The organism is Acinetobacter sp. YH12126 (assembly GCF_013418745.1).
Classification (GTDB): Bacteria; Pseudomonadota; Gammaproteobacteria; order Pseudomonadales; family Moraxellaceae; genus Acinetobacter; species Acinetobacter amyesii.
In genome coordinates this window covers 112,706-133,685 of sequence record NZ_VPBM01000002.1, presented here as the reverse complement: position 1 = coordinate 133,685, position 20,980 = coordinate 112,706, and the positions used below count along the sequence as shown (strand labels likewise).

25 protein-coding genes are annotated in these 20,980 nt (G+C 41.2%); 13 read left to right on the top strand and 12 right to left on the bottom strand.

Annotated elements, in window-relative coordinates:
* The first annotated feature begins 35 nt into the window (after positions 1-35).
* The 4 genes from murI (at position 36) to FTU62_RS00685 (ending at position 3,815) form a co-directional block, all read left to right on the top strand.
* The gene (gene murI, locus FTU62_RS00700) at positions 36-920 is read left to right on the top strand and encodes a glutamate racemase (protein ID WP_067764041.1); all 885 of its coding nucleotides are present in this window, start codon (positions 36-38) and stop codon (positions 918-920) included.
* A 121-nt stretch (positions 921-1,041) separates the two neighbouring features.
* On the top strand, positions 1,042-2,070 hold the full coding sequence (locus tag FTU62_RS00695) for a DUF4062 domain-containing protein (RefSeq protein ID WP_067764038.1): 1,029 nt from the start codon (positions 1,042-1,044) through the stop codon (positions 2,068-2,070).
* A 65-nt stretch (positions 2,071-2,135) separates the two neighbouring features.
* Positions 2,136-3,158 carry a ferrochelatase gene (hemH, locus tag FTU62_RS00690; RefSeq protein ID WP_180101483.1) on the top strand — a complete coding sequence of 341 codons (1,023 nt, stop codon included), beginning with the start codon at positions 2,136-2,138 and terminating at the stop codon, positions 3,156-3,158.
* 12 nt (positions 3,159-3,170) lie between these two features.
* A complete protein-coding gene (locus tag FTU62_RS00685; RefSeq protein WP_180101481.1) occupies positions 3,171-3,815 on the top strand; it encodes an MBL fold metallo-hydrolase in 645 nt (214 codons plus the stop codon).
* A gap of 87 nt (positions 3,816-3,902) precedes the next feature.
* Here FTU62_RS00685 and FTU62_RS00680 read toward each other — a convergent pair whose 3' ends face one another.
* Positions 3,903-4,088 carry a DNA gyrase inhibitor YacG gene (locus tag FTU62_RS00680; protein WP_078189771.1) on the bottom strand — a complete coding sequence of 62 codons (186 nt, stop codon included), beginning with the start codon at positions 4,086-4,088 and terminating at the stop codon, positions 3,903-3,905.
* Positions 4,089-4,171: 83 nt separating this feature from the next.
* On the opposite strand from FTU62_RS00680, the gene FTU62_RS00675 reads away from it, so the two are divergent.
* The 3 genes from FTU62_RS00675 (at position 4,172) to FTU62_RS00665 (ending at position 6,518) form a co-directional block, all read left to right on the top strand.
* On the top strand, positions 4,172-4,822 hold the full coding sequence (locus tag FTU62_RS00675; protein WP_180101722.1) for an SAM-dependent methyltransferase: 651 nt from the start codon (positions 4,172-4,174) through the stop codon (positions 4,820-4,822).
* Positions 4,823-4,828: 6 nt separating this feature from the next.
* Positions 4,829-6,034: a TIGR03862 family flavoprotein gene (locus tag FTU62_RS00670; protein ID WP_180101479.1), complete on the top strand. Its 1,206-nt coding sequence runs from the start codon at positions 4,829-4,831 to the stop codon at positions 6,032-6,034.
* A gap of 73 nt (positions 6,035-6,107) precedes the next feature.
* Positions 6,108-6,518 (top strand): GFA family protein, encoded by a 411-nt coding sequence (locus FTU62_RS00665; RefSeq protein WP_180101477.1) that lies wholly within the window; start codon positions 6,108-6,110, stop codon positions 6,516-6,518.
* 77 nt (positions 6,519-6,595) lie between these two features.
* On the opposite strand, the gene FTU62_RS00660 is transcribed toward FTU62_RS00665, so the two are convergent.
* Positions 6,596-7,174: a hypothetical protein gene (locus FTU62_RS00660; RefSeq protein WP_111885921.1), complete on the bottom strand. Its 579-nt coding sequence runs from the start codon at positions 7,172-7,174 to the stop codon at positions 6,596-6,598.
* Positions 7,175-7,183: 9 nt separating this feature from the next.
* On the bottom strand, positions 7,184-7,960 hold the full coding sequence (locus FTU62_RS00655) for a class I SAM-dependent methyltransferase (RefSeq protein WP_180101475.1): 777 nt from the start codon (positions 7,958-7,960) through the stop codon (positions 7,184-7,186).
* A gap of 116 nt (positions 7,961-8,076) precedes the next feature.
* Between FTU62_RS00655 and FTU62_RS00650 the strand changes: the two genes are divergently transcribed.
* The 4 genes from FTU62_RS00650 (at position 8,077) to FTU62_RS00635 (ending at position 11,197) form a co-directional block, all read left to right on the top strand.
* Entirely contained in the window at positions 8,077-9,348 is a 1,272-nt protein-coding gene (locus FTU62_RS00650) for an alpha/beta fold hydrolase (protein WP_180101721.1), read from the top strand.
* 124 nt (positions 9,349-9,472) lie between these two features.
* Entirely contained in the window at positions 9,473-9,664 is a 192-nt protein-coding gene (locus FTU62_RS00645) for a hypothetical protein (RefSeq protein ID WP_078189765.1), read from the top strand.
* Positions 9,665-9,761: 97 nt separating this feature from the next.
* Positions 9,762-10,715, top strand: coding sequence for a 2-hydroxyacid dehydrogenase (locus FTU62_RS00640; RefSeq protein WP_180021166.1), 954 nt, complete (start codon positions 9,762-9,764; stop codon positions 10,713-10,715).
* A gap of 56 nt (positions 10,716-10,771) precedes the next feature.
* Positions 10,772-11,197 carry a hypothetical protein gene (locus tag FTU62_RS00635; RefSeq protein WP_180101474.1) on the top strand — a complete coding sequence of 142 codons (426 nt, stop codon included), beginning with the start codon at positions 10,772-10,774 and terminating at the stop codon, positions 11,195-11,197.
* Positions 11,198-11,227: 30 nt separating this feature from the next.
* Here FTU62_RS00635 and FTU62_RS00630 read toward each other — a convergent pair whose 3' ends face one another.
* From FTU62_RS00630 to glyQ, 8 genes are all read right to left on the bottom strand, one after another.
* The gene (locus tag FTU62_RS00630; protein WP_180101472.1) at positions 11,228-11,737 is read right to left on the bottom strand and encodes a hypothetical protein; all 510 of its coding nucleotides are present in this window, start codon (positions 11,735-11,737) and stop codon (positions 11,228-11,230) included.
* 111 nt (positions 11,738-11,848) lie between these two features.
* Positions 11,849-12,391, bottom strand: a complete 543-nt coding sequence (locus tag FTU62_RS00625) for a hypothetical protein (RefSeq protein WP_373886307.1) — start codon at positions 12,389-12,391, stop codon at positions 11,849-11,851.
* 207 nt (positions 12,392-12,598) lie between these two features.
* The gene (locus FTU62_RS00620) at positions 12,599-13,246 is read right to left on the bottom strand and encodes a hypothetical protein (protein WP_180101470.1); all 648 of its coding nucleotides are present in this window, start codon (positions 13,244-13,246) and stop codon (positions 12,599-12,601) included.
* A gap of 352 nt (positions 13,247-13,598) precedes the next feature.
* Complete coding sequence (locus FTU62_RS00615; protein WP_078192789.1) at positions 13,599-13,988, bottom strand: hypothetical protein; 390 nt, start codon at positions 13,986-13,988, stop codon at positions 13,599-13,601.
* 58 nt (positions 13,989-14,046) lie between these two features.
* The gene (locus tag FTU62_RS00610) at positions 14,047-14,661 is read right to left on the bottom strand and encodes a hypothetical protein (protein ID WP_180101468.1); all 615 of its coding nucleotides are present in this window, start codon (positions 14,659-14,661) and stop codon (positions 14,047-14,049) included.
* On the bottom strand, positions 14,654-15,382 hold the full coding sequence (locus FTU62_RS00605) for an adenylate/guanylate cyclase domain-containing protein (RefSeq protein WP_180101466.1): 729 nt from the start codon (positions 15,380-15,382) through the stop codon (positions 14,654-14,656). Before FTU62_RS00605 ends, FTU62_RS00610 begins: the two co-directional genes overlap by 8 nt.
* Before the next feature lie 68 nt (positions 15,383-15,450).
* The gene (gene glyS / locus FTU62_RS00600; protein ID WP_180101464.1) at positions 15,451-17,520 is read right to left on the bottom strand and encodes a glycine--tRNA ligase subunit beta; all 2,070 of its coding nucleotides are present in this window, start codon (positions 17,518-17,520) and stop codon (positions 15,451-15,453) included.
* A complete protein-coding gene (gene glyQ / locus FTU62_RS00595; RefSeq protein WP_078192785.1) occupies positions 17,520-18,503 on the bottom strand; it encodes a glycine--tRNA ligase subunit alpha in 984 nt (327 codons plus the stop codon). Before glyQ ends, glyS begins: the two co-directional genes overlap by 1 nt.
* A 341-nt stretch (positions 18,504-18,844) precedes the next feature.
* Here glyQ and FTU62_RS00590 point away from each other — a divergent pair, with 341 nt between their 5' ends.
* The gene (locus FTU62_RS00590; protein ID WP_228157240.1) at positions 18,845-19,216 is read left to right on the top strand and encodes a hypothetical protein; all 372 of its coding nucleotides are present in this window, start codon (positions 18,845-18,847) and stop codon (positions 19,214-19,216) included.
* A gap of 258 nt (positions 19,217-19,474) precedes the next feature.
* Positions 19,475-20,581: an HPP family protein gene (locus tag FTU62_RS00585; protein ID WP_111885910.1), complete on the top strand. Its 1,107-nt coding sequence runs from the start codon at positions 19,475-19,477 to the stop codon at positions 20,579-20,581.
* A gap of 118 nt (positions 20,582-20,699) precedes the next feature.
* Here the strand turns inward: FTU62_RS00585 and FTU62_RS00580 are convergent, their stop codons facing one another.
* Entirely contained in the window at positions 20,700-20,957 is a 258-nt protein-coding gene (locus tag FTU62_RS00580; RefSeq protein WP_078189754.1) for a PspC domain-containing protein, read from the bottom strand.
* Positions 20,958-20,980 lie beyond the last annotated feature (23 nt).

Genomic DNA, 20,980 nt, shown 5'->3' with positions numbered 1-20,980 from the left:
CACCTTGTCATTCTGAACAATATATAAGTGACCCTATGACCGCCATTCACCCCATTTACCCACTGGATGTACCCATGCCGAAAGCTGGCGCAGATGCACCGATCGGTTTATTTGATTCGGGGATTGGTGGCTTATCTGTGGCCTTGGAAATTGCGCGCTATTTGCCGAATGAACGTATTGTGTATTATGCCGATACTGCACATGTACCCTATGGGCCACGTGATGATCAAAATATACGTGAATTGACTGCACATGCCATAGAGTGGTTATACCGCCAAGGCTGTAAAGTCGCTGTCGTGGCATGTAACACGGCATCTGCTTTTAGTTTGGATTATTTACGTGAACATTATGGGGAGAACTTCCCCATTATTGGTTTAGTTCCTGCGTTAAAGCCTGCCGTTCTGCAAACAAAAAGTAAAACAGTGGCTGTTCTTGCAACACCTGCGACATTTCGTGGAAAGTTGATTAAAGATGTGATGCATCGTTTTGCTGAGCCGGCAGGGGTCAATGTTCTGACTGTGACCAGTTTGGAATTAGTACCCTTTGTAGAAGCAGGCGCGCAGATGAGTGAGGCTTGTCTTAACACATTAACTGAGGTTTTACAGCCAGTTGTAAATCAAGGTGCAGATTTTTTAGTGCTTGGATGTACACATTACCCCTTCCTAAAATCGGCAATTCAGTATATTTTTGGTCAGAAGCTGACATTAATTGACTCAGGTTTTGCAGTTGCACGACAAACAGCCCGAATTTTGATTAAAAATGAGTTATTATTTGATCAGAAAAGAGAAAATTGTTTGCGTATTGAATGCTATGTCAGTGGCAATAATGCGGAAAATTTAAAACCGGTTGTGGCTCGCCTGATTCAAGATGATATTTCTTGGAACATTGCCAACATCGGACTTATAAGTTCAGAAGACTAAACCAGTCATTTTGGACAACGTTAAATGAAAAAATTAGTTTTTTATTGGGGTAGTCATGTCGCATTTTCCAGCTAAGATCAATTCGATGCTGAGTGCGTTATGCAGCGGGAGAGGATCACTAATGCTCGATAAGCGTTATCAAGTATTCATTTCCACATCTGGTAGCGAAATGCAGCCAGAACGGATTATTTTGGCTCAGACGCTTGTGGGAATGGGGTTTTTCTCATGGGGGCTAGAACAACGCACACCATTGAGCACTGCTTTTGCACGTCGTCAAATTGACGATTGTGACTATGTGATGATTTTATTGGGTAGTCAATACGGTGAGCAGTCTGTGTCTGGTGTGGGCTATATGCACCTTGAATACATCTATGCGGTGACCAAGCAAAAACCTGTCATTGTGTTTATGCATGATGATCCAGATTCACGTGATGATGCCTTACATGATGCTAAACCTGAACTTCGTGAAAAATTTAAAGAATTTAGAAAACTATTACAAAATGAAGTCGATCAAGTTTTTACCTATCGTAGTTTGCGTGATTTAGAAATGGCAGTTCGATTGAACATGCCACAAATGCTAGAACGCTATCCTGTTACAGGTTGGGTGCGTCCACAGAATACTCAAGCTTTACATGATGAAATTGATCGTTTAAAAGCCCAGTTAGTTCAACTCGAAACAGAGTCTGGAAAACGCGAAGTTGATCCATTCCTATCTTTACCAAAAGTGTCGATGCATGAACTATTTTCATTTGAATACCGCATGCACGCTTATCAAGATGGTAATTTCAAAGAATTAAAAGTACAGAAGAAAATGACGTGGGCGCAGCTCTTGTCGATTTTAGGCGCAACCTTTGTTAATCCAACCCCTGAAGAATTCTTCTCTAAACGTATGAATGAGTTTTTGAATGAAACAGGTCTGGATGATGCACGTATTGAGATGCCACGTGCTCATGCGGTTGCGCGGGCACAAGTGAATATTCGTGCTTTACACAGCATTAAAAGCCAGATGCGGCAGAATGACTGGATTGTGCCCAATGGCCGAGATGACCGTCAGCGGATGTTGTGGCAAGTAACCAGTAAAGGTCAAAAATTACTAGAAAGTAATTTGCTAGATAATGATCGAGTTTTTCAATTTAAATCTGCATATTAATCTATTTTATTAAATAGATAAAAAGCTGTTACATTAGCGTCATTCAAATTGATGGAAAAAGCGTAATGTTGCCTGCCGAAAAAGCTAAAGTCACCATTATTCTCGCGAATCTAGGTACGCCTGATGCGCCAACTGTGCCCGCAGTGCGTCGTTTTCTGCAACAGTTTTTGTCAGATCAGCGGGTGATTGAAATCCCGAAACCGATATGGCAAATCATTCTACGTTTGTTTATTTTGCCATTTCGCCCTAAACGTGTTGCACATGCTTATGACATGGTTTGGGGTAATGATTCGCCCATGCGTGAAATTTTATTTGAGCAAGTCGCCGCAGTAAAACAGCATCTCACAGCAAAATATCCAGAATTTGAACTGAATGTGATTCCGGCCATGACTTATGGTAATCCGGGGATTTCTGCCGCTTTAGCGCAATTGGCTGAGCAGCCTCAAGACCATATTCTATTATTTCCGTTGTTTCCACAGTATTCAGCAACATCTACGGCACCTTTATATGATGCGATTGCTAAATGGATTCCACAGCAGCGTAATTTACCTGGTCTGAGCATTATTCGTGACTATTACCAGCATCCTGTGTTTATACAGGCCTTGGCGCAAAGTGTGCGTGATTATCAAGCTAAACATGGTGTACCAGATAAATTATTGATGTCATTCCACGGTATTCCACAGCCTTATGCCGATAAAGGTGATCCCTATGCTGACCGTTGCCGTGTAACAGGGCACTTGGTCGCAAAAGCGCTCGGTTTAAATGAAGATCAATATGAAATCAGTTTCCAATCGCGCTTTGGTAAGCAAGAATGGGTGAAACCTTATACCGATGCCACTTTGGAAGCGTGGGGCAAACAAGGCGTGAAATCGGTACAGGTTATGAGCCCTGCATTTTCAGCGGATTGTTTGGAAACGCTAGAAGAGTTGGCGCTGCAAAATGCTGAAATTTTCCAAGCTGCAGGCGGTGGCGAATATGGTTATATTCCAGCATTAAACGCGCGGGATGATCATGTCGCATTGCTCAATTTATTACTTCAAGCTAATCTTGATGCCTTAAAGCAAACATTAGCCCATTCATCGCCTTGAGGTTTTCGCCCTATGTTGCAAGTTAAAATCGTTCCCGTCACGGCATTTCAACAAAACTGTTCAATTGTTTGGGACTCTGAGTCGAAAGAAGCGGTCTTGATTGATGCAGGGGGAGAGCCGGAAAAATTAAAAGCTGAAGTTGAAGCGCTTGGTTTAACGGTAAAAGCATTGTGGCTGACGCATGGGCATTTAGATCATGCAGGTGCGGTTGGGGCATTAACCCAAGCGTGGAATGTTCCGGTGATTGGCCCACACAAAGAGGATGCTTTTTGGTTGGACATGATTCAGGAAGTTTCTGCGAAATACGGTTTCCCGATCCCTGAAAATGTCAATGTGACTCAGTGGTTAGAAGGTGGCGAAACACTGAAACTGGGTGAAGAAGAGTTTGAAGTACGTTTTGCACCGGGGCATACACCGGGTCATGTCATGTTCTATAACGCAAAATATGCCGTGCTTTGGACGGGTGATGTGTTATTTAAAGGCTCGATAGGCCGGACAGATTTTCCACGTGGTAACCATCAACAATTACTCGACTCCATTCAGCGTGAATGTTTTAGCTTGCCAGATGACACCCAGTTTATTTCAGGGCATGGTCCAATGAGTACCATTGGTTATGAAAAGCAGCACAATCCTTTTGTTGCGGGTAAAGCCGGTTAAGCAATATGCTTTAACTGGATTCGTTAAAATAAAAAAAGGTCTACTAGGTTAGACCTTTTTTTATATTTAAATCTGAGCTAAACGTATTTAGAACTGATCTTCTTCACGGCCACCATCAGCCTGAGGTGCATCTTGTGTCGGCAGACGATATTCATCATTGGCCCATGCACCGAGATCAATCAATTTACAACGATCTGAGCAAAACGGGCGATATTCATTATTTTCCCAAGTCGTCAATGCGCCGCAGCGTGGACAATTCATGGTGGTGGGCATGCTTAACTCCAGCAAAAACGGATGATTCAATTAGGCAAATACAGTCGCAGTTGTTAGACTTATGCCGTTCTGTTTAGTTTGATCTGTTTATGCCTATTCGTCAATTTCAAGCGCAGCGTATGCATGCTCCCCGTGATTTTCAGTCCATTCAGCCAACTCCAATTTGTGTGGAAATTGGTGCAGGCAAAGGAAAACACGCCTTACTATTCACTGCACAACATCCTGAATTTCAGCTGATCGCAGTAGAGCGTACCCGTGAAAAATTTGTTGCGATGCAAAAACAGCATCAAATTGAAGGGCAGCAAAATCTTAGCCCTGTTCATGCAGATGCGATTCCTTGGGCGGTGCATGCCTTACATCCTGCGCAAGTACAGCAATTCTTTATTTTGTATCCAAACCCTGAACCGCATAATCCTGCACAGCGCTGGTTAAATATGCCATTTTTTGAATTTCTATTGTCGCGTTTGCAGCCGGGTGGTCAGATTACTTTGGCCAGTAATATTCCTGAATATATTGAGGAAGCGCAGCAGCAGTTAATTGATGTTTGGAAGCTGCCTTTTGTCAAAGAACGCATTGCAGAGACTTCAGCACGCACGCATTTTGAAATTAAATATCTTGAACGTGGTGAACTCTGTCAGCAGCTAATCATTACCAAGCCTGTAGATTACACCACACGTTTTGATGATTTTCAGCCGCTACAAGGCAAGCAACCCACTGAAGCATCTGCGGAATAATTGGGCATGACTCAGCGTATTGCAATCATTGGGGCAGGTCCTGCGGGATTGATGGCGGCGGAAGTGCTTAGCCAATTTGACTATGACATTCATGTTTATGAGCAAAAACCGTCGGCGGCGCGAAAATTTTTAATGGCGGGCAAGACAGGGCTGAATATTTCGCATGCAGAACCCATTGAACAATTTGTGCAGCGCTATGATCAAGTGGAATGGCTGAGCCCATGGGTTAAGCAGTGGGATGCAGCATGGATTCAACAATGGATGATGGGACTGGGTATTGAAACCTATATTGGTTCATCGGGTCGGGTCTTTCCTATTGAAATGAAAGCTGCGCCTTTGCTGCGTGCATGGTTAAAACGTCTCAGTCTAGATGGGGTGCAGTTTCATTATCGACATCAAGTTTTGGACTTACAGTCCAATCAGCTAACGATTCAAAACCTTGTTGATGAATCAAGTCAAGTGCTTGGCTTTGATGCAATTATTATGGCATGTGGCGCAGTGTCTTGGTCACGTTTAGGCAGTGATGGCGCATGGCAAAAATGGCTGCAGCCTGAGAGTATTGAAGCTTTTCAGGCCAGTAATGCCGGTGTGGAACGCGTTTGGTCGAAGTTCATGCAGCCCGTGTTTGGACAGCCTTTAAAGCGGGTCAATGCATGGGTCGAGCAAGCCGAGCCGACCCAAGGTGATATCATCATTTCACACTATGGACTGGAAAGTGGATTGATCTACAAACAAGGTCGAGCACTGCGTCAACAGGTGAAATCTGCTCAGCCCATGCAGCTGACTTTGGACTTATTGCCAGATCAAAGTGTTGAGCAATTGGCTAAGAAATTACAGCCTTCGAAAAAGCAATCTTTAACCAATGTTTGGCGTAAAGCCGGTTTAGATGTGGCGAAAGCTGCGCTGGTTCGTGAACTGGTGGATAAATTTTTGTGGCATGAGCCGGCCTTACTAGCAGTGAAAATTAAACATTTAGATATTCACCTTGATGGATTTCGCCCGATAGATGAGGCGATTAGCTGCGCAGGTGGTGTGAAGCGTTCAGTCCTAAATGATGGCTTACAATTGAAGAGCAATCCTGCAGTATTTGCTTGCGGTGAAATGTTGGATTGGGATGCGCCTACTGGGGGCTATTTGCTGACAGCATGCCTTGCAACCGGTCGAGCAGCGGGCGAAGGGGTTCAAAACTATCTGGTTTCTTTGCAGAGCTAAGCGCTTCAAATTGTCACAATCTTGCTGAGAAGTTGTGATATTTTGAGATGAAATTCTTCTAAGAAAGACCACTATGCGCTTACAAGAACAATATACTGGAAGCTGCTTGTGTGGAGCGGTTTGTTATGAGATCAATGGTCCGATTGGTGAGATCGTGCAATGTCATTGTTCTCGGTGCAGAAAAGCCAATGGTACGGCATTTGCGACCAATGCTCCAATAGCCAAAGCAGATTTCAAAATTGTGTCGGGTGAACAGGTATTGAAAAAGTTTCAATCTTCACCAACCACACAGCGTTGTTTTTGTGGGGAATGTGGTTCACCAATTATGAGTATTAAAACCGATACCCCGGATTACTATCGCTTACGTATAGGAACACTGAATACACCTATACAGCAAGTACCAGTCTGCCATATATTCGTCAGCTCGAAAGCAGAATGGGAAAGCATTCATGATGATTTACCGCAATATGCAGAGCGTCCTTAATTTTTTGCGTTGTATTTCTAAATAAAAAAGGGTTCACGTGGAACCCTTTTTGTTTAAGTCATTTTTCGACTTTTAATTTATTGAGCTTGAGCAGGATGTTTAAGCTCGGGATATTGTTCCTGCCAATGACCTAATTGTTCTTGTGCATGAATAAACTGACCGAGACCTTTGACACTATCACTAGGATTTTTTAACTCACCATCGGCTGCTTGATTTTTCTCACGATAAATTTGTGATTGATTGTCCCAGTACTGGTACATCAAGCCTTGAATGTAACGGCCTTGTTCAGTTTTCATTTCGAGTTCTTTGAGCATATTTAATGCCGACTGGATGTTGTCACGCTTACGCTGTGTAGAAAATTCATCGGTGAGTTTGCCTTCCTCACGCAGTTTCATCAGCTCATCTTCCATCTCATCGCTAATTTGACTAAAGCTCTCGTCATATTGCGTCAGAAGCGTTAAGTCGTGTAGATCATCTGGGGTCTTGGCAAAGTTTTTAATAGGATCACTACTCAGCTCTTTCATGATTTGATCATCGGAACTGATTTCACTATTTTGTTCCACCGTTTTTGATGATTTTTCACATGCAGTGAGTCCTAAGACTGTACCCATGAGGAAGATGACACTAAGTTTTTTTAAAGAGATTGGCAAGAGCATAATCGTGTCCTAATGTGTTTTTCTAAAGATATAGACATGCGTGATATAGGGGAAATCAATGAAATCCTGTGCCGTCTTTTGAGTTGATTCAGCCACGATATTTTCAAATTGTTGTTTCAGTTTTTGTTGTTCATCCGTGCTTAACGCTGCAATAAAACTGGTGGACAATAATCGTTTGGAAACCACGTGTTCCACTGTACCATGATGCAATTGTTGAAAGGTGGTTTCGGCAATTAATTTAAATGTTTGCTGCTGCTCAAACACTTTTTGCCATTGCCCACTATGATAACGTGGTGTGTCACCTTCGAGTTCACTCAAGACATCAGCGAGTTGTTTGACCCAATTGACTTGGATATCACGCTGGTTCCAAATCAAAACAAGATCCCCATTGGGAACTAAGATACGACTGATTTCATTGAGGGTTTCAGGGGTAGCAAACCAATGAAATGATTGGGCACAAAATACCGCTGCTACAGAATGATCATGCAGTGGAATCTGATCACTTTGGGCGGCTAAAGTTGCAATATGCGAATGTTTTTTCTGCAATTGTTGCAGCATTTCATGCACAGGTTCGATCGCGGTGATATTTTCACTGAGTGGGCGAATATACTCGAGAAATTTGCCTGTACCTGCGCCTAAGTCCACCAGATGGGATTGAGGGGCTAAAGCTAAATGTTGTTGAAGCCACGCACTGATTTCAATCGGGTAGTCAGGGCGGGCTTGTTGATAGAGTTCAGCTGCAGAGCTAAAGCCTTGTTGTGCGGCAGGATGTATTGAATGTGTCATATTCTGCACTTTTTAATCTGTATGGCCTCTATAAAATAGCATATTCGGAACAAGATAAACTTTGAATGCAACAAGGAAGGAAAAGCGTGACGCAACAAGGACTGGAGCAAAGTACAATGGAAAAGCACATCATTTTTGAAGATGATCAAATTCGTGTCATTTTTCAGCCAGGCAGTTCTCGTGAGCTTATTTTCTCCTTCGGTGATTTGATTACCCGCGCCAAGGGCTTGAGCATCAATGCAGAGAAGTCTTTGCAAAAATATGATTTTAATGTGATCGGTGTGATGCCGAAACAAAAATCGTGGTTTCCAGCATCGTCAATGCAACCGATGTATCAAGCCATCAAGCCGATCCTCGAGCAATTTGAGCTGCGAATTGCCTATGGTGGTTCCATGGGGGGCTATGCAGCCATTAAGTATGCCAATTTATTTGGATTCCAGCGCGTGGTGAGTATGGTGCCACAGTTCTCCATAGACCCTGAAGACATTGTCGATACACGCTATGGCATGTTCTTTCAACCTAATCTGCATGCCAATATGCGAGTACTTGCTGAAGATGTATCGACTACACGCGAATATATCGTGGTGTATGATCCTTATTGTCCAGAAGATCGCGCTCACTTTGAAAAACTACAGGCTTTAATTCCGCATGTGCATGTGTTGCATCTGCCGTTTACAGGGCATGATGCCATTGCGGTATTGGCGAGTTCAGAACTGTTAAATGATTTCTTGAGACATCCTTTTGATGCGCCGTATTTTTATCAAAAAATGCGTCGGGTTAAGAAAAACAGTAAATTCTACTATCGAAAAGTCATCGAAAATTTACTGACACGTCATCGAGATGCCTTGGGTGAAATTTTAAAAAGCAATTCGTTTCAGCTTGATCCACAATTTTTTGATGCCAAACAAAAACAAACCTTATTACGGGTATTGTTTAATAACAAACAAGTCAGTGAGCAAGATCTACAAAAGTTAGGAATCACGACCTTTTTGCCACAGGAAAATCGTAGCCTGCTACTCGACCAGTTTGAACATGGTTTAGTGTTTAATGTGATTAGCCAAAAAATTGAAAGCTATGCAGCTGGTGTAATTGCGCTGAATCACAAGTTTTTGATTCCTTTGCAGCCGAAGGGCACAGGCCTGGTATACGTACAAGTCCAAGATGAGCGTTACATGGTGGTGATGAATGACCGTCAGGTAATGAAATTGGTCTTAGCTCAAGATGAACTGGCGGCAGGTATGCATCCGATTTTAATGCAGAAATATGTAGGCTATTACACGCTCAACTATAAAGAACTGCGTTTGAGTAGTGATGAATTTGGTCAAGTCTTCTTTGTGGAAAATGCCGATGCATCTTGTCAGTTCGTGGTGCAACCCGAACAGATTTAAGCTCGACATTGGGTTGAAAATCCAAAGCTTGCTAATTTGTAGGAAGAGATTATGATGAAAGAAAGGTAGTATAAAAAACAATCATACTACCTAAAACATCATGAGGAATATGAGGGGTATCAGTATGCATTCAACACAGATGCTTGCTGTATTATTCATCTTAGTGCTGACCATGGGTTCAGCCTATGCACAGGGGGTTAGTTCAAGCATACTGATTTTTAGCAGCAGTATGTTGTTACTTACGATACTGACCATTTATGTCATACTCAAAATTCGAAATTCATTGCAACATCATCTCGATAAACCCGCGAAATAGCGGGTTTTTTTATATGCTGTTCGATTGCACTTTGGTGCATCACAGGTTTTAATCATCCACAATCGAATTTTTATAATCGGCCAGAAGGGAAGCAGCCATGAAAGCGGTATTTCTAGATTATCAGTCTCTAGATAAACAGGACTTAGATTTTAGCGGACTAGAAGCACAGTTTGATGACTTGACGCTCTATCCCGCAACAACGGCTGCAGAGGTTGCTCAGCGCATACAAGGGGCTGATGTGATTATCAGCAATAAAGTACACATCAATGCTGAGCACATGCAGCTCAATCCGCAATTAAAACTGATCTTAATTTCTGCCACTGGCACCAATAACGTTGACCTTGTACACGCACAGCAACAAGGCATCGTGGTGTGTAATTGCCAAGCTTATGGCACCGCTGCGGTGGCACAGCATACCTTGATGTTAATGTTGAACTTGGCGACATCATTTCGACAGTATGATCGGGCGGTCCAACAGGGAGATTGGCAAAAAGCAGATCAGTTCTGCTTACTAGATTTTCCAATTATTGAGCTGGCTGGTAAGACTTTGGGGATTGTCGGCTATGGCGAATTGGGGCAAGCCGTGGCACATTTAGCTAAAGCTTTTGGCATGAAAATTATGATTGGTGCACTACCGAATCGCCCCATGGCGGCTGAACGAGTGGCCTTTTCTGAGATGTTAGCGCAGGTTGATTTTCTGAGTTTGCATTGCCCTTTAACAGAGGAAACCCGTGATTTACTCAATCATGAAAGCTTGGCTCAAATGAAAGCATCGGCCTTTGTGATCAATTGTGCACGAGGTGGTGTGGTTAATGAATCGGCATTAGCCGAGGCATTAAAATTAGGGACGATCGCAGGCGCAGCAACCGATGTCTTGACGGTTGAGCCACCCAAGCAGGGTAATGTGCTGCTCGACCCAAGTATTCCAAATTTAATTATTACCCCACATAGTGCATGGGGAAGCGTCGATGCGCGACAACGCATTGTGCAGCAATTGGTGGAAAATGTAGAAGCCTTTAAAGCGGGAATGGTCATTCGACAGGTCAATTAAAATCGAGTTTAAGGAACATTATTTTTGAACAATGCTCCATATAAATAGGGATGTCTATGCAAGTCGATCTTGCCAATAAAAAAAGTTTAAGAATATTTTGCATGCTGATTCTCTTTACCGCATGCATTACTTGGGCATGGTACAGTTATGTACTAAATATCAGTGAAAATTATTTATTCCAGAATCCTGATTTTGAAGTTCATAAATTCATGCCGACCTTACAAGTTGTGCTGGTTTCGGTATTTTTTATTGCGCATTTCGTCTTAGCGCTTATTGATTTTTTAAATCGCTATTGGTATTGGGGGCTATGGCTTGTTGTAGTGCCTATTATTGTGGGACAGGTCTATTTTTCTGTCTTTGGAGAGGTTGCTCATATTGATCATTTATCAGTCTGGGTTGACTATCCATTTTGCCTGTTGATGCTTATTCAAATCTGTACAGCATTGTTTGTACGTAGGCGATATCTCAAGCCTACTACTTAATGCATTAATGCTTAATTTAATAGTTAAATTTCAGCATTTTTTCAAAAATTTAGCATTGAAATGATTTTTGATTTGCTCAAATTCAAGTTCAGTCTTGATATTGTTTGGCATCATGATTTGTAAATAACTTTTTTCAAGTTTAAAAGGCTCTTTGGTATTGGGTTCAGCGTAAAAGCCACCGTTTGGATAGGTCAGATATGTTTCATAGGCACGTATAATCTGACCTTTGTGAAAATAATAACTTGTTAGGCTTTGATAGGATTCACCAAAAACATAGAGGTTTATTTTGCATTGATCATCGAGTTGATACAGTGTCGCTTCATTGCCTTCAGTCGATTTGTATTCTTCGTCATCTAGCATCTCTAAGGTTTGTAATAATTTACCTTCGGCATCATGATTATATTGGTATGAATCGTACAATTGGGGAAAAATAGTTTGCAACTGTGGATAACTTTTCAACAATTGTGGAAAACGTTGTAAGCCAATCACAGAGCCAACACAGAGCAGAATGCCAAGCAAGATACCAAATAAAATTCGCATTTTTTTCTCATTAATTCATTGTTTTTATAGGCATAGGCCAAAGACCAAAAGTATTTAATTTTGGTTTTAAAAAAGCCCAACCAAAGTTGAGCTTTTAAATGTAGTGTTAAATTATAAATCAGTCACAGGATAGGTTGTAGACGTCGAACTCGAAGGATAGCTACTTTGAGGATATTGATTGTTATTTTGCCCCGCATTGTTGCTTGGAGCCGTATTAATCGTATTGCCTGAAGACGGTTCACTCAACGACTGTTGGCTAATGGGCGCAGGTTGGTTGGTTTTACCTGTAATATTTTCACGGGTTTGTTTCAATTTTTCATTGACGTTTTGAGTGGCTTGCTGTGCGCCCTGATCAACCTGTTGCACTGTATTTTGAGTAGCAGTTTTCGTATTGTCCCAAGCTTGGTCAACCGAAGGCTTAATTTTAGAAATTCCACGTTCAGTCATTTCACCAATATTTTTAGCAGCACCGACCACGCCTTCTTGGGCTTTATAGGCCCACACATGCAATAAATTTGGATTATCGCCATAAGGGCTCACAGGTTTTTTTGTTTGTTGCTCAGTACTTTGCGCTGCTGCGTTTTCTTGTGCCCAAAGCATGGGTGTCGTGAATATTAAGCTTATGCATAGCGTTGCTTTTAATGAAATCTTCACAGCTTCACCTCTGAATTTTATAGATTTTCTATCTGATGAATGGTTTTAACGCATTATAAGAAAAATTGCAGCGAAAAAAACTTGCCGTAGCAAAATCAATACAGCAAATGACAGCTTTGTACACGTTTGTATTTTACCTAAGGCAAAAAAAGGCTCACCGAAGGGTGAGCCTACTCTCTGGAGGAGAGGGTATGAAAGCCAGTTTACTTATTTGTGAGCACCTAAGCTGGCTTCATGTGAGCTATGGACTTCAGCTTGTGCGACAGGCGTTTGCAACTGTACATTGCTACTGCCACTCACATTGGCTTCTTGACCTTTTTGGAAATTCGCTTTGGTTTGTTGCCATTTTTCACTGGCAAATTGGCGACCTTCCCGAGCTTTTTCACCTAAATAACTCTTGGTTTGATCAACTTTGTTGTCGACATTGCTTTTACGATCATCAAGTTTTGCTTTGTCTTTTGCAGCTTTTTCATCGAGCTGTGCTTTGCGCTCATCAAGCTTAGCTTTATTTTGCTCAGCCTTGGCATCGATCTTGGCTTTCGCTGCATCTGATTTTTCATCTTTAGACTGTTTTAGGTCAGCCCATTTATTTTTAGCATCTTGCTTTTTGTCTGCACTGAATTCTTTGGTGTCTTGCCATTTTTCTTGGGTGAAGGTTTTGGTCTTATTGACGCCTTTCTCAATTTTGTCACCCGCTGTATGCGCAGACTGATTAATGTCTTGTTTTAGATTTTGCAGTACAGACGGTTGCTGTGTTTCAACTTTCGCATTGGCTTCTACTGCGGTGTTCGCAAATAGTGGAGTGGTTGCGAATAATGCTGCGGTGATCAGTGTTGTTTTAAATAAAGGTTTCATCTTTGCATTTGTCCTCTTTTATTGAACGCTGCTGTTGCACTCAGCATTAGCGCTTTTGGAGCAGAGGACATCTTAAGAGTAAAAAAAAGCAAAAAGTGGTTTTGTGCGATAAGTCACACAATGCAATAACAGCTCAGATACGCGGAAGTTTCAAGTGTGGAAACTTGGTTAAGTTAACGTAGTATTGTAATTTTATGAAAATACAGTGGCTTATATGTGTTTTGCGCGTTGCTGTGGTGTGGTGCTAGTTACGATTTTCATGATTAAAAATTATGGGTTTGAACGAATTATTGTTCAAGATTCAAGGAAAAATGAAACCATACCTCCATTTTGGAGATATGGTTTTTATTATTTATTCACATTGTGTAAGTGCATCTTTTGCAAAATGACCACGTAATGCAAGGAAGTTCTTTTGTACATCCGCTGCATTTAAATCAAAATTGTGCGCTGAACTTGTACCATCTTTGGCAAAGGTTGCTGTACCACCTGAAATTAGGGTTAAGCCTTTAAATGACCATTGTTCAACCGATTTTGCTTCTTCTAAATTGCCTGTAAATTCAATCACGCATTTATCTACAAATTTAGTCAGTTTTGCTTTGTTATCTGTGGTATCTGGGTAGACATCAATGTTTTGAACTTCTTGTAATACACCTGTTTCAAGTTGTGGAATCGTTGGTGCAGATGTACATGCAGAAAGTGTTATACCCGCAAGACCAGTCAAAAGGAATGCTTTCAATTTCATAAGGTTCATTCTTGTTGAGTGTTGTTGGATTGAGTATAGGGAATTGGTGAATTATTGGCTATAACAAATAGTCTAAATATTGTTTGGGCTGAAGATGTTGTATATTTTGATTTACGACATCAATTTTTTTTGTGTTCGGGGTAGATAGAAAGCTTATAGACCCAACTATAATGAGTACAAAAATTAATACTACTGCATGTCGTAAGCGGAAAATTTTTAGATCACGAATGTAGATTAATTTTAAATGTTCATAAGCTAATTCTTTTGAAATATCTAGAGAGGTATCTTCAATTTCATTTTTGTAGTCTTGGACAGATTTTGTGGAAAAGTTATTTGTTCGCCAAAAAATATTTAATAATTTAAAATTAAATAATCCTCCGCCAAAATATAGCCCTTTTTGATTTGTATTATCTGTAATATGCTTGCTAGGATTATCAATTGCAGACAGTGCAGAAAGTAAAAGAAGAACGGTTGCTAGCCAAACTACAAAAATTATAGCTGCTAACGCATGTTGCCACCAAAAATCATTAATTGTTAAATATTTGAAAATTTCTCTAATTTGTGGAAAAGGAACAATACAGCCCGCTAAAAGGGCACCAATTTTAAAATCAATAGCCCTAATATTTTGTTGTGTATCTTGAATAGCAGAATGAAGAAAATCGAGTTTATCCATTGTCTATAACCCACTGATTCATAGTGCTGTTGATAGTCTCACCTTCATAACACTCGTAAGTGGAATTCCAATTTAACCAATCGATTCTTTTTTTCTTATCATCAGTTAAATTGTCATAAAAAGTTTTACTGTAAAGAGTTCTTTTTGAATTCCATCTATTGGCTTTAGAACATAAATCAGCAGTTTCACCAACAAGTTTTCCAATCCATGTGACTTCATTGATTCCACTACCACTATATCCTGCTTTGATCATCAAAACATCCGCATCATGGCAGGCGATACCCGCAGTTATTTGAGTATATTTTTTCTTTTTTAATTTCACATTTAGAGTGTCAATAATTGATGCAGCTTGAGCTGCTGTACTGAAAATACTATCAATGTCACTTTTCTTAGGGCTGTTAAAAACCCCCCATACACAATCGCCTTCGATGTAAATCTCTCTTAATCGTGTATTACCATTAAGAACAGCAATTAATTCAGAAATATAACTTCTGTATATTTTTGCTGTAACAGGACGAGTGTGCTTTTTTGCAAATTCTTTAGAACCTCTCATATCAATAAATATTGCAGAGCAAAAAATGTAATAGCCATTCGTAAAAGTTAAACTATCACGGTTAGGAATTTCCTTTCTATCCTCATAATTATTATCTGAGGAATTCAAAATCTCATCTATACGACTACGACTTTTTTCAAAGTCATATGCTTTATGATTTGCTTGCATTTCTTTTCATCAATAAAAACCCCGCTAATTTATAGCGGGGTTTTGTTTGTTTTACAAGCAGTTAAGGCTTAGTGCTGCAGCACTGAAATATCAGCCACTTTCGTGAACAAGTCACGAAGCTGTGCAAGCATACGTAAACGGTTCGCTTTTAGGTCAGCATCATCTGCCATCACCATTACACCGTCAAAGAATGCATCGACTGGCGCACGAAGTGCAGCAAGTGCAGAAAGGGCAGCAGTGTAGTCCTTCGCAGCAAATAACGGCTCAACCACAGGTGTGATTTTTGCAAGTTCAGCGAACAATGCTTTTTCAGCATCTTCAACCAAGTTTGCTTCAACCACAGCACCTTCAGGCGCAGCTTCTTTCGCAAGAATATTGGCAACACGTTTGTTTGCAGCAGCAAGTGCAGCAGCTTCAGGCAAGTCACGGAAATGATTTACCGCATTTACACGCTTATCAAAATCAAGTGGAGATTTTGGAGACAACGCTTGAACTGCTTGAATCACATCAACTGCTACGCCTTGGTCTTCGTATTTCGCACGGTAACGACCTTCAAGGAATGCAACAGCATCCGCTAAAGTTTTATCGTGATCTTTCAATACATCGCCATAGGCAGCAAGTGCAAGTTTGATTAGATCTTCAATCGAAACGTCTAAATCATTTTCAGTCACAAGACGCAAGATACCAATTGCAGAACGACGTAATGCAAACGGGTCTTTAGAACCTGTCGGCGCCTGACCAATACCAAAAATACCTGTCAATGTATCTAAACGGTCAGCAAGCGCAAGCGTTGTACCGGTCTTGGTTTTTGGTAAAACGTCACCTGCAAATTTAGGTAAGTATTGTTCACCTAAAGATTCAGCGACTTCATCATTTTCGCCTTCAATACGTGCGTAGTAAGTACCCGCAATACCTTGAAGCTCTGGGAATTCACCCACCAACTCAGAGGTTAAGTCGCATTTTGCAAGGAGCGCAGCTTTTTCAGCATCTGCAGGGTTCGCACCTGTGATAGCCGACAAAGCCACAGCCAATTTAGCAATACGTTCAGACTTGTTCCAAAGGGTACCTAATTCAGCTTGGAACACCATGTTTGCAAGTTTCTCTTTACGAGCTGCAAGCGGTTGCTTTTGGTCTTGTAAGAAGAAGAATTCAGCATCTGACAAACGTGGACGAACGACTTTTTCGTTACCTTCAATAATTTGAGTCGGATCTTTCGACTCAATATTTGACACAGTAATGAAGTACGGTTGAAGTTTATTGTCGCTATTCACTAAACAGAAGTACTTTTGGTTGTCCTGCATCGTCGTGATGAGTGCTTCTTGAGGAACAGCAAGGAAGCGTTCTTCAAAGCTTGCACGAAGCGCAACTGGCCATTCAACCAATGCTGTTACTTCGTCACGTAAGTCCGAAGGGACAATCGCAATGGCATTCACTTCATCCGCCAAAGCTTTCACTTGTTGGTCGATGATGGCTTGGCGCTCTTCAAAGTTTGCAATCACTTTTGCAGTACGAAGGGCATCAAGATAAGCATCGGCATTTGCAAGTGTAATTGCTTCAGGAGCATGGAAACGGTGACCATAAGTCACGTTGCCTGCTTGATGATCTTGAATGGTTGCATCAATTACATCACTGTCTTTCAACAACACAACCCATTTTACAGGACGTACAAACTCAGTACGGCTTGCCGCAGAACGCATGCGTTTTGCGATAGGGAGGTTATCTAAAGCGTGTTGTAAAATTTGCGGTAAAAGCACATCAAGGCTTTGACCTTTCACATCTTTTAAGTAGCACACTTTTTCAACTTTACCCGCTTGGAAAGTCGATACTTGATCAACCGTGATGCCTTGACCACGCATAAAGCCTTCTAAAGCTTTAGTTGGTTTACCTTCAGCATCAAACGCTGCTTGTTTAGCAGGGCCATCAAAACGTTTTTGTGTGTCTGCTTGTGCACCGTCTACATTGACAATTTTCAATGCAAGGCGACGTGGTGCTGCATATGCTTCGATTGAATCGAATGCTAGACCTGCGTCTTTTAAACCTTTTACCGTTTCTGCATGAAGCGCATCACGTAATTTTTTTAAGCTTTTTGGTGGAAGTTCTTCGCAGCCTAATTCGAACAATACTGTATGTTTAGACATTATTTGCTCTCCTTAGATTCTACTTTTGCTTCCGCTTCAACTTGTGCTTTTAACTGAGCTAATACTTCGTCACGTAAAGCAGGTTCTGCCATTGGGAAGCCCAGCTTCGCACGTGCAGCGACATAACTTTGGGCAATCGCACGAGCCAATGTACGTACACGTAAAATATAACGTTGACGTTCAGTTACTGAAATTGCGCCACGTGCATCAAGCAAGTTAAAGCTATGAGATGCTTTAATCACTTGTTCGTATGCAGGAAGTGGAAGTTCCGCTTCCATCAAGCGAGTTGCTTCAGCTTCATAGAAGTCAAATAGCTCAAACATTTTTTCAACGTTGGCATATTCGAAGTTATAAGTTGATTGTTCAACTTCATTTTGGTGGAACACGTCACCGTAAGTTACTGTACCGAATTGACCTTTGGTCCAAACCAAGTCGTAAACTGAGTCTACACCTTGCAAGTACATCGCAAGACGTTCAAGACCGTAAGTGATTTCGCCAGTTACAGGGTAGCATTCAACACCACCGACTTGTTGGAAGTAAGTGAACTGAGTCACTTCCATACCGTTTAACCAAACTTCCCAACCTAAGCCCCATGCGCCAAGTGTTGGAGATTCCCAGTTGTCTTCCACGAAACGAATGTCGTGAACAAGGGTATCAATACCAATGGCTTTTAATGAATCTAAGTACAACTGTTGGATGTTGTCTGGGTTTGGCTTCAACACGACTTGGAATTGGTAGTAGTGTTGTAGGCGGTTTGGGTTCTCACCATAACGGCCATCTTTAGGACGACGAGAAGGCTGAACATAAGCCGCGTTCCAAGTTTCAGGGCCTAAAGCACGTAGGAAAGTTGCAGTGTGGAAAGTACCTGCACCCATTTCCATATCGTAAGGTTGTAACACTACACAACCTTGTTCAGCCCAGTAGTTTTGTAAGGCAAGAATTAAGCCTTGGAAGGTATCAATATGCGATATGGCGCGACTCATGGTCATCCACTTAAAATTAGATAAAAATTGTGCTCAATTATAAGGATTTTGGGGGTGTGTGGCAAAGGGTTAATCATTCTTGAATCAAGCTTTGATGTTTTAATGATGCGCAGAATTTTATATTTTCCTATTGTACAGAATAAAAACGAAGTTACTTGTGGCATAAAGTGGATGAATAAATTGAATGATGAGCGATAACAATGTTTAAGAAGTCTTTTATTGTGATAAGTATGGTGCTATCTGCCTGTAGTACGACGCCTGTAGCTTTGTATTCAGATTCATCACTTCACGCTTCAAAAATTGCGACTATTACAAATTCTTGCAACGCAGAATGTAAGAAGATGATTAAACAGCAGTTAGTGGTCAGCTCAAAGTATCAAATGAGCGAAGGTCTTTTGCTTGAGGTCAATGGTCAGCAGGGGACTCGAAAAGTCACACGAGGAATGGCTTTTGACTCACCTATTCACGGACGGTTTACCACCGCTGTAGAACAGGGAAAAACTGAGCTCGTCATTGATCATAATTCACAGCTAGTTATCGCTCGTCCAGCTCGATTCACAGTTGATTTATTGGGTGGGCATAATTATGTGATTGGACGTATTCGAGTTGAACGAATCCCTTCGGCTTATTATGAATGGTTTCCTATTGTGTATGATGAAACAGCTCAGAAAATTATTTATGGCAGTGAAGATTTAATTGATCAAGATGAATAAGCTGACCGCCTAAATGTTCCTTTGTTTTAGTGAGTACAGATGTGAGCGATGATAGATTTTTTATTTTAATTATCAGTAACATATAATGAGAATTTTAGGCTCATTTCTTGGGATAAAACTACGCAAGTAAGCGGCGTATACATCATTCAAAAGAATCAAAAGTAAAATTTATAAGATAAAGATGTAAGTTGAATACATCTTATTGCTTGCATGGCTTTATAATTGCCACATCTCGCAAAACAACAAACAAGGTATCTCGTGTTTCACGCAAAATCAGCTTGGCTTAATACGCTTAAACCCAACTTTAAAGTTTTACCATTAAAAGATCGCATCCTATGTGGGGTAGGTGCTTTGCTTGGCTTGAGTATTTCTTCGCTGATTAGTTGGTTAGCGCTAGGTGACTTAAATGCATGGTATATCGCCCCGATGGGCGCATCGTCTGTGCTGCTCTTTGCTGTACCTGCTAGTCCTTTGGCACAGCCGTGGAATATGGTGGTCGGTAATAGTCTTGCGGCTTTGATTGGCGTGACTTGTGCGATGTATATTCCTAATTTAACCGAAGCTTTTAGTATCGCAGTTGCATTAGCGATTATCTTAATGATGACCACGGACTCATTGCATCCACCGAGTGGGGCAGTAGCGATTACCGCGGTATTAGGCGGAGAGGCAGTCCATGATTTAGGCTACGCCTTTCTCTTCTATCCAGTGCTTTTAAATTCGGTACTGCTGATGGTGGTTGCTATTATTTATAACCGATTACTAGGTAAGCAGTATCCACAAAAAGCACAAGTTAATACACGGACGACAGATCCAACACCGACACAAAAAGTGTCGATTCAACCTGCGGATATTCAGCAAGTCTTAGAACAGCAAAGTCAGTTACTCGATATCAGTGAATACGACCTACAAAAAATCATTTTAGAAGCACAGCAGTTAGCTAGTCGTCGTGGTCTAAGCCAGTTTCATTGTCGTGATCTCATGAGCCAGCAAGTGATTAGCTTGCGTGCAGAAGATGATATTCAGTCAGCATTGGAAAAGTTTAAACAAGTCAATTTGATGAGTTTGCCAGTGGTGAGTGATCTGGATCGCTTGGTGGGAAATTTGGCTTTATATGATGTAGTGGAATGGTTTAAACGTGCCGCAGACCCCAAAGCCAGTTGGGAAAATCACGTTTATCAAATTATGAATCCCAAAGTGGTGACCGTGCAGCCGGATCAGCCGATTGAAGACTTGGTGCCATATTTTGTGGAAAGATCTTTTAATTATATTCCAGTTGTTGAGCAAAAACGGTTGGTGGGAATGATTAGCCGTGCCGATATGATTGCCGCCTTATATCAACAGCTAAATCAGCAAACAAAATCTTAAGCCTTAAACTTTGATTTAAATTCATCAGACTTAAATATGGTTTTGCCAATATGTAGGCAAAAAAAAGCTACGGAATCTTGGGGGAGAAACCGTAGCGACCAAACTGGGTCAAAGGACTTTAACGTCTGTCATCATTCACAGTACGAATAGGGTCTGAATAGCCATTGGTACGGAAAAAGTTATCTTGTGCTTTAGGCATGACTAACCATAAAACCAAGTACACCAAAATACCGGGAAAGGCTGCGCTTAAGCATGATACAAAGATAAAAATAATACGCAGTAAATTTGCGTTCCAACCAAAACGTTCAGCAATACCCCCCATCACACCAGCAATCATGTTAGAGCGGTTTGAGCGATATAAACCAACATTGGCCATTCAGGTCTCCTTCAAAAAAGAAT

Excerpts from the sequence above, each read along its gene's own strand:
- FTU62_RS00645 (WP_078189765.1), top strand. The coding sequence starts at position 9,473 with ATGCATTCAACACAGATGCTTGCTGTATTATTCATCTTAGTGCTGACC.
- glyS (WP_180101464.1), bottom strand. The coding sequence starts at position 17,520 with ATGTCTAAACATACAGTATTGTTCGAATTAGGCTGCGAAGAACTTCCA.
- glyQ (WP_078192785.1), bottom strand. The coding sequence starts at position 18,503 with ATGAGTCGCGCCATATCGCATATTGATACCTTCCAAGGCTTAATTCTT.
- FTU62_RS00610 (WP_180101468.1), bottom strand. The coding sequence starts at position 14,661 with ATGGATAAACTCGATTTTCTTCATTCTGCTATTCAAGATACACAACAA.
- FTU62_RS00635 (WP_180101474.1), top strand. The coding sequence starts at position 10,772 with ATGCAAGTCGATCTTGCCAATAAAAAAAGTTTAAGAATATTTTGCATG.
- FTU62_RS00660 (WP_111885921.1), bottom strand. The coding sequence starts at position 7,174 with ATGCTCTTGCCAATCTCTTTAAAAAAACTTAGTGTCATCTTCCTCATG.
- FTU62_RS00665 (WP_180101477.1), top strand. The coding sequence starts at position 6,108 with ATGCGCTTACAAGAACAATATACTGGAAGCTGCTTGTGTGGAGCGGTT.
- FTU62_RS00630 (WP_180101472.1), bottom strand. The coding sequence starts at position 11,737 with ATGCGAATTTTATTTGGTATCTTGCTTGGCATTCTGCTCTGTGTTGGC.
- murI (WP_067764041.1), top strand. The coding sequence starts at position 36 with ATGACCGCCATTCACCCCATTTACCCACTGGATGTACCCATGCCGAAA.
- FTU62_RS00620 (WP_180101470.1), bottom strand. The coding sequence starts at position 13,246 with ATGAAACCTTTATTTAAAACAACACTGATCACCGCAGCATTATTCGCA.
- FTU62_RS00680 (WP_078189771.1), bottom strand. The coding sequence starts at position 4,088 with ATGCCCACCACCATGAATTGTCCACGCTGCGGCGCATTGACGACTTGG.
- FTU62_RS00695 (WP_067764038.1), top strand. The coding sequence starts at position 1,042 with ATGCTCGATAAGCGTTATCAAGTATTCATTTCCACATCTGGTAGCGAA.
- FTU62_RS00640 (WP_180021166.1), top strand. The coding sequence starts at position 9,762 with ATGAAAGCGGTATTTCTAGATTATCAGTCTCTAGATAAACAGGACTTA.
- FTU62_RS00590 (WP_228157240.1), top strand. The coding sequence starts at position 18,845 with ATGATTAAACAGCAGTTAGTGGTCAGCTCAAAGTATCAAATGAGCGAA.
- FTU62_RS00615 (WP_078192789.1), bottom strand. The coding sequence starts at position 13,988 with ATGAAATTGAAAGCATTCCTTTTGACTGGTCTTGCGGGTATAACACTT.
- FTU62_RS00670 (WP_180101479.1), top strand. The coding sequence starts at position 4,829 with ATGACTCAGCGTATTGCAATCATTGGGGCAGGTCCTGCGGGATTGATG.
- hemH (WP_180101483.1), top strand. The coding sequence starts at position 2,136 with ATGTTGCCTGCCGAAAAAGCTAAAGTCACCATTATTCTCGCGAATCTA.
- FTU62_RS00685 (WP_180101481.1), top strand. The coding sequence starts at position 3,171 with ATGTTGCAAGTTAAAATCGTTCCCGTCACGGCATTTCAACAAAACTGT.
- FTU62_RS00580 (WP_078189754.1), bottom strand. The coding sequence starts at position 20,957 with ATGGCCAATGTTGGTTTATATCGCTCAAACCGCTCTAACATGATTGCT.
- FTU62_RS00655 (WP_180101475.1), bottom strand. The coding sequence starts at position 7,960 with ATGACACATTCAATACATCCTGCCGCACAACAAGGCTTTAGCTCTGCA.
- FTU62_RS00650 (WP_180101721.1), top strand. The coding sequence starts at position 8,077 with ATGGAAAAGCACATCATTTTTGAAGATGATCAAATTCGTGTCATTTTT.
- FTU62_RS00605 (WP_180101466.1), bottom strand. The coding sequence starts at position 15,382 with ATGCAAGCAAATCATAAAGCATATGACTTTGAAAAAAGTCGTAGTCGT.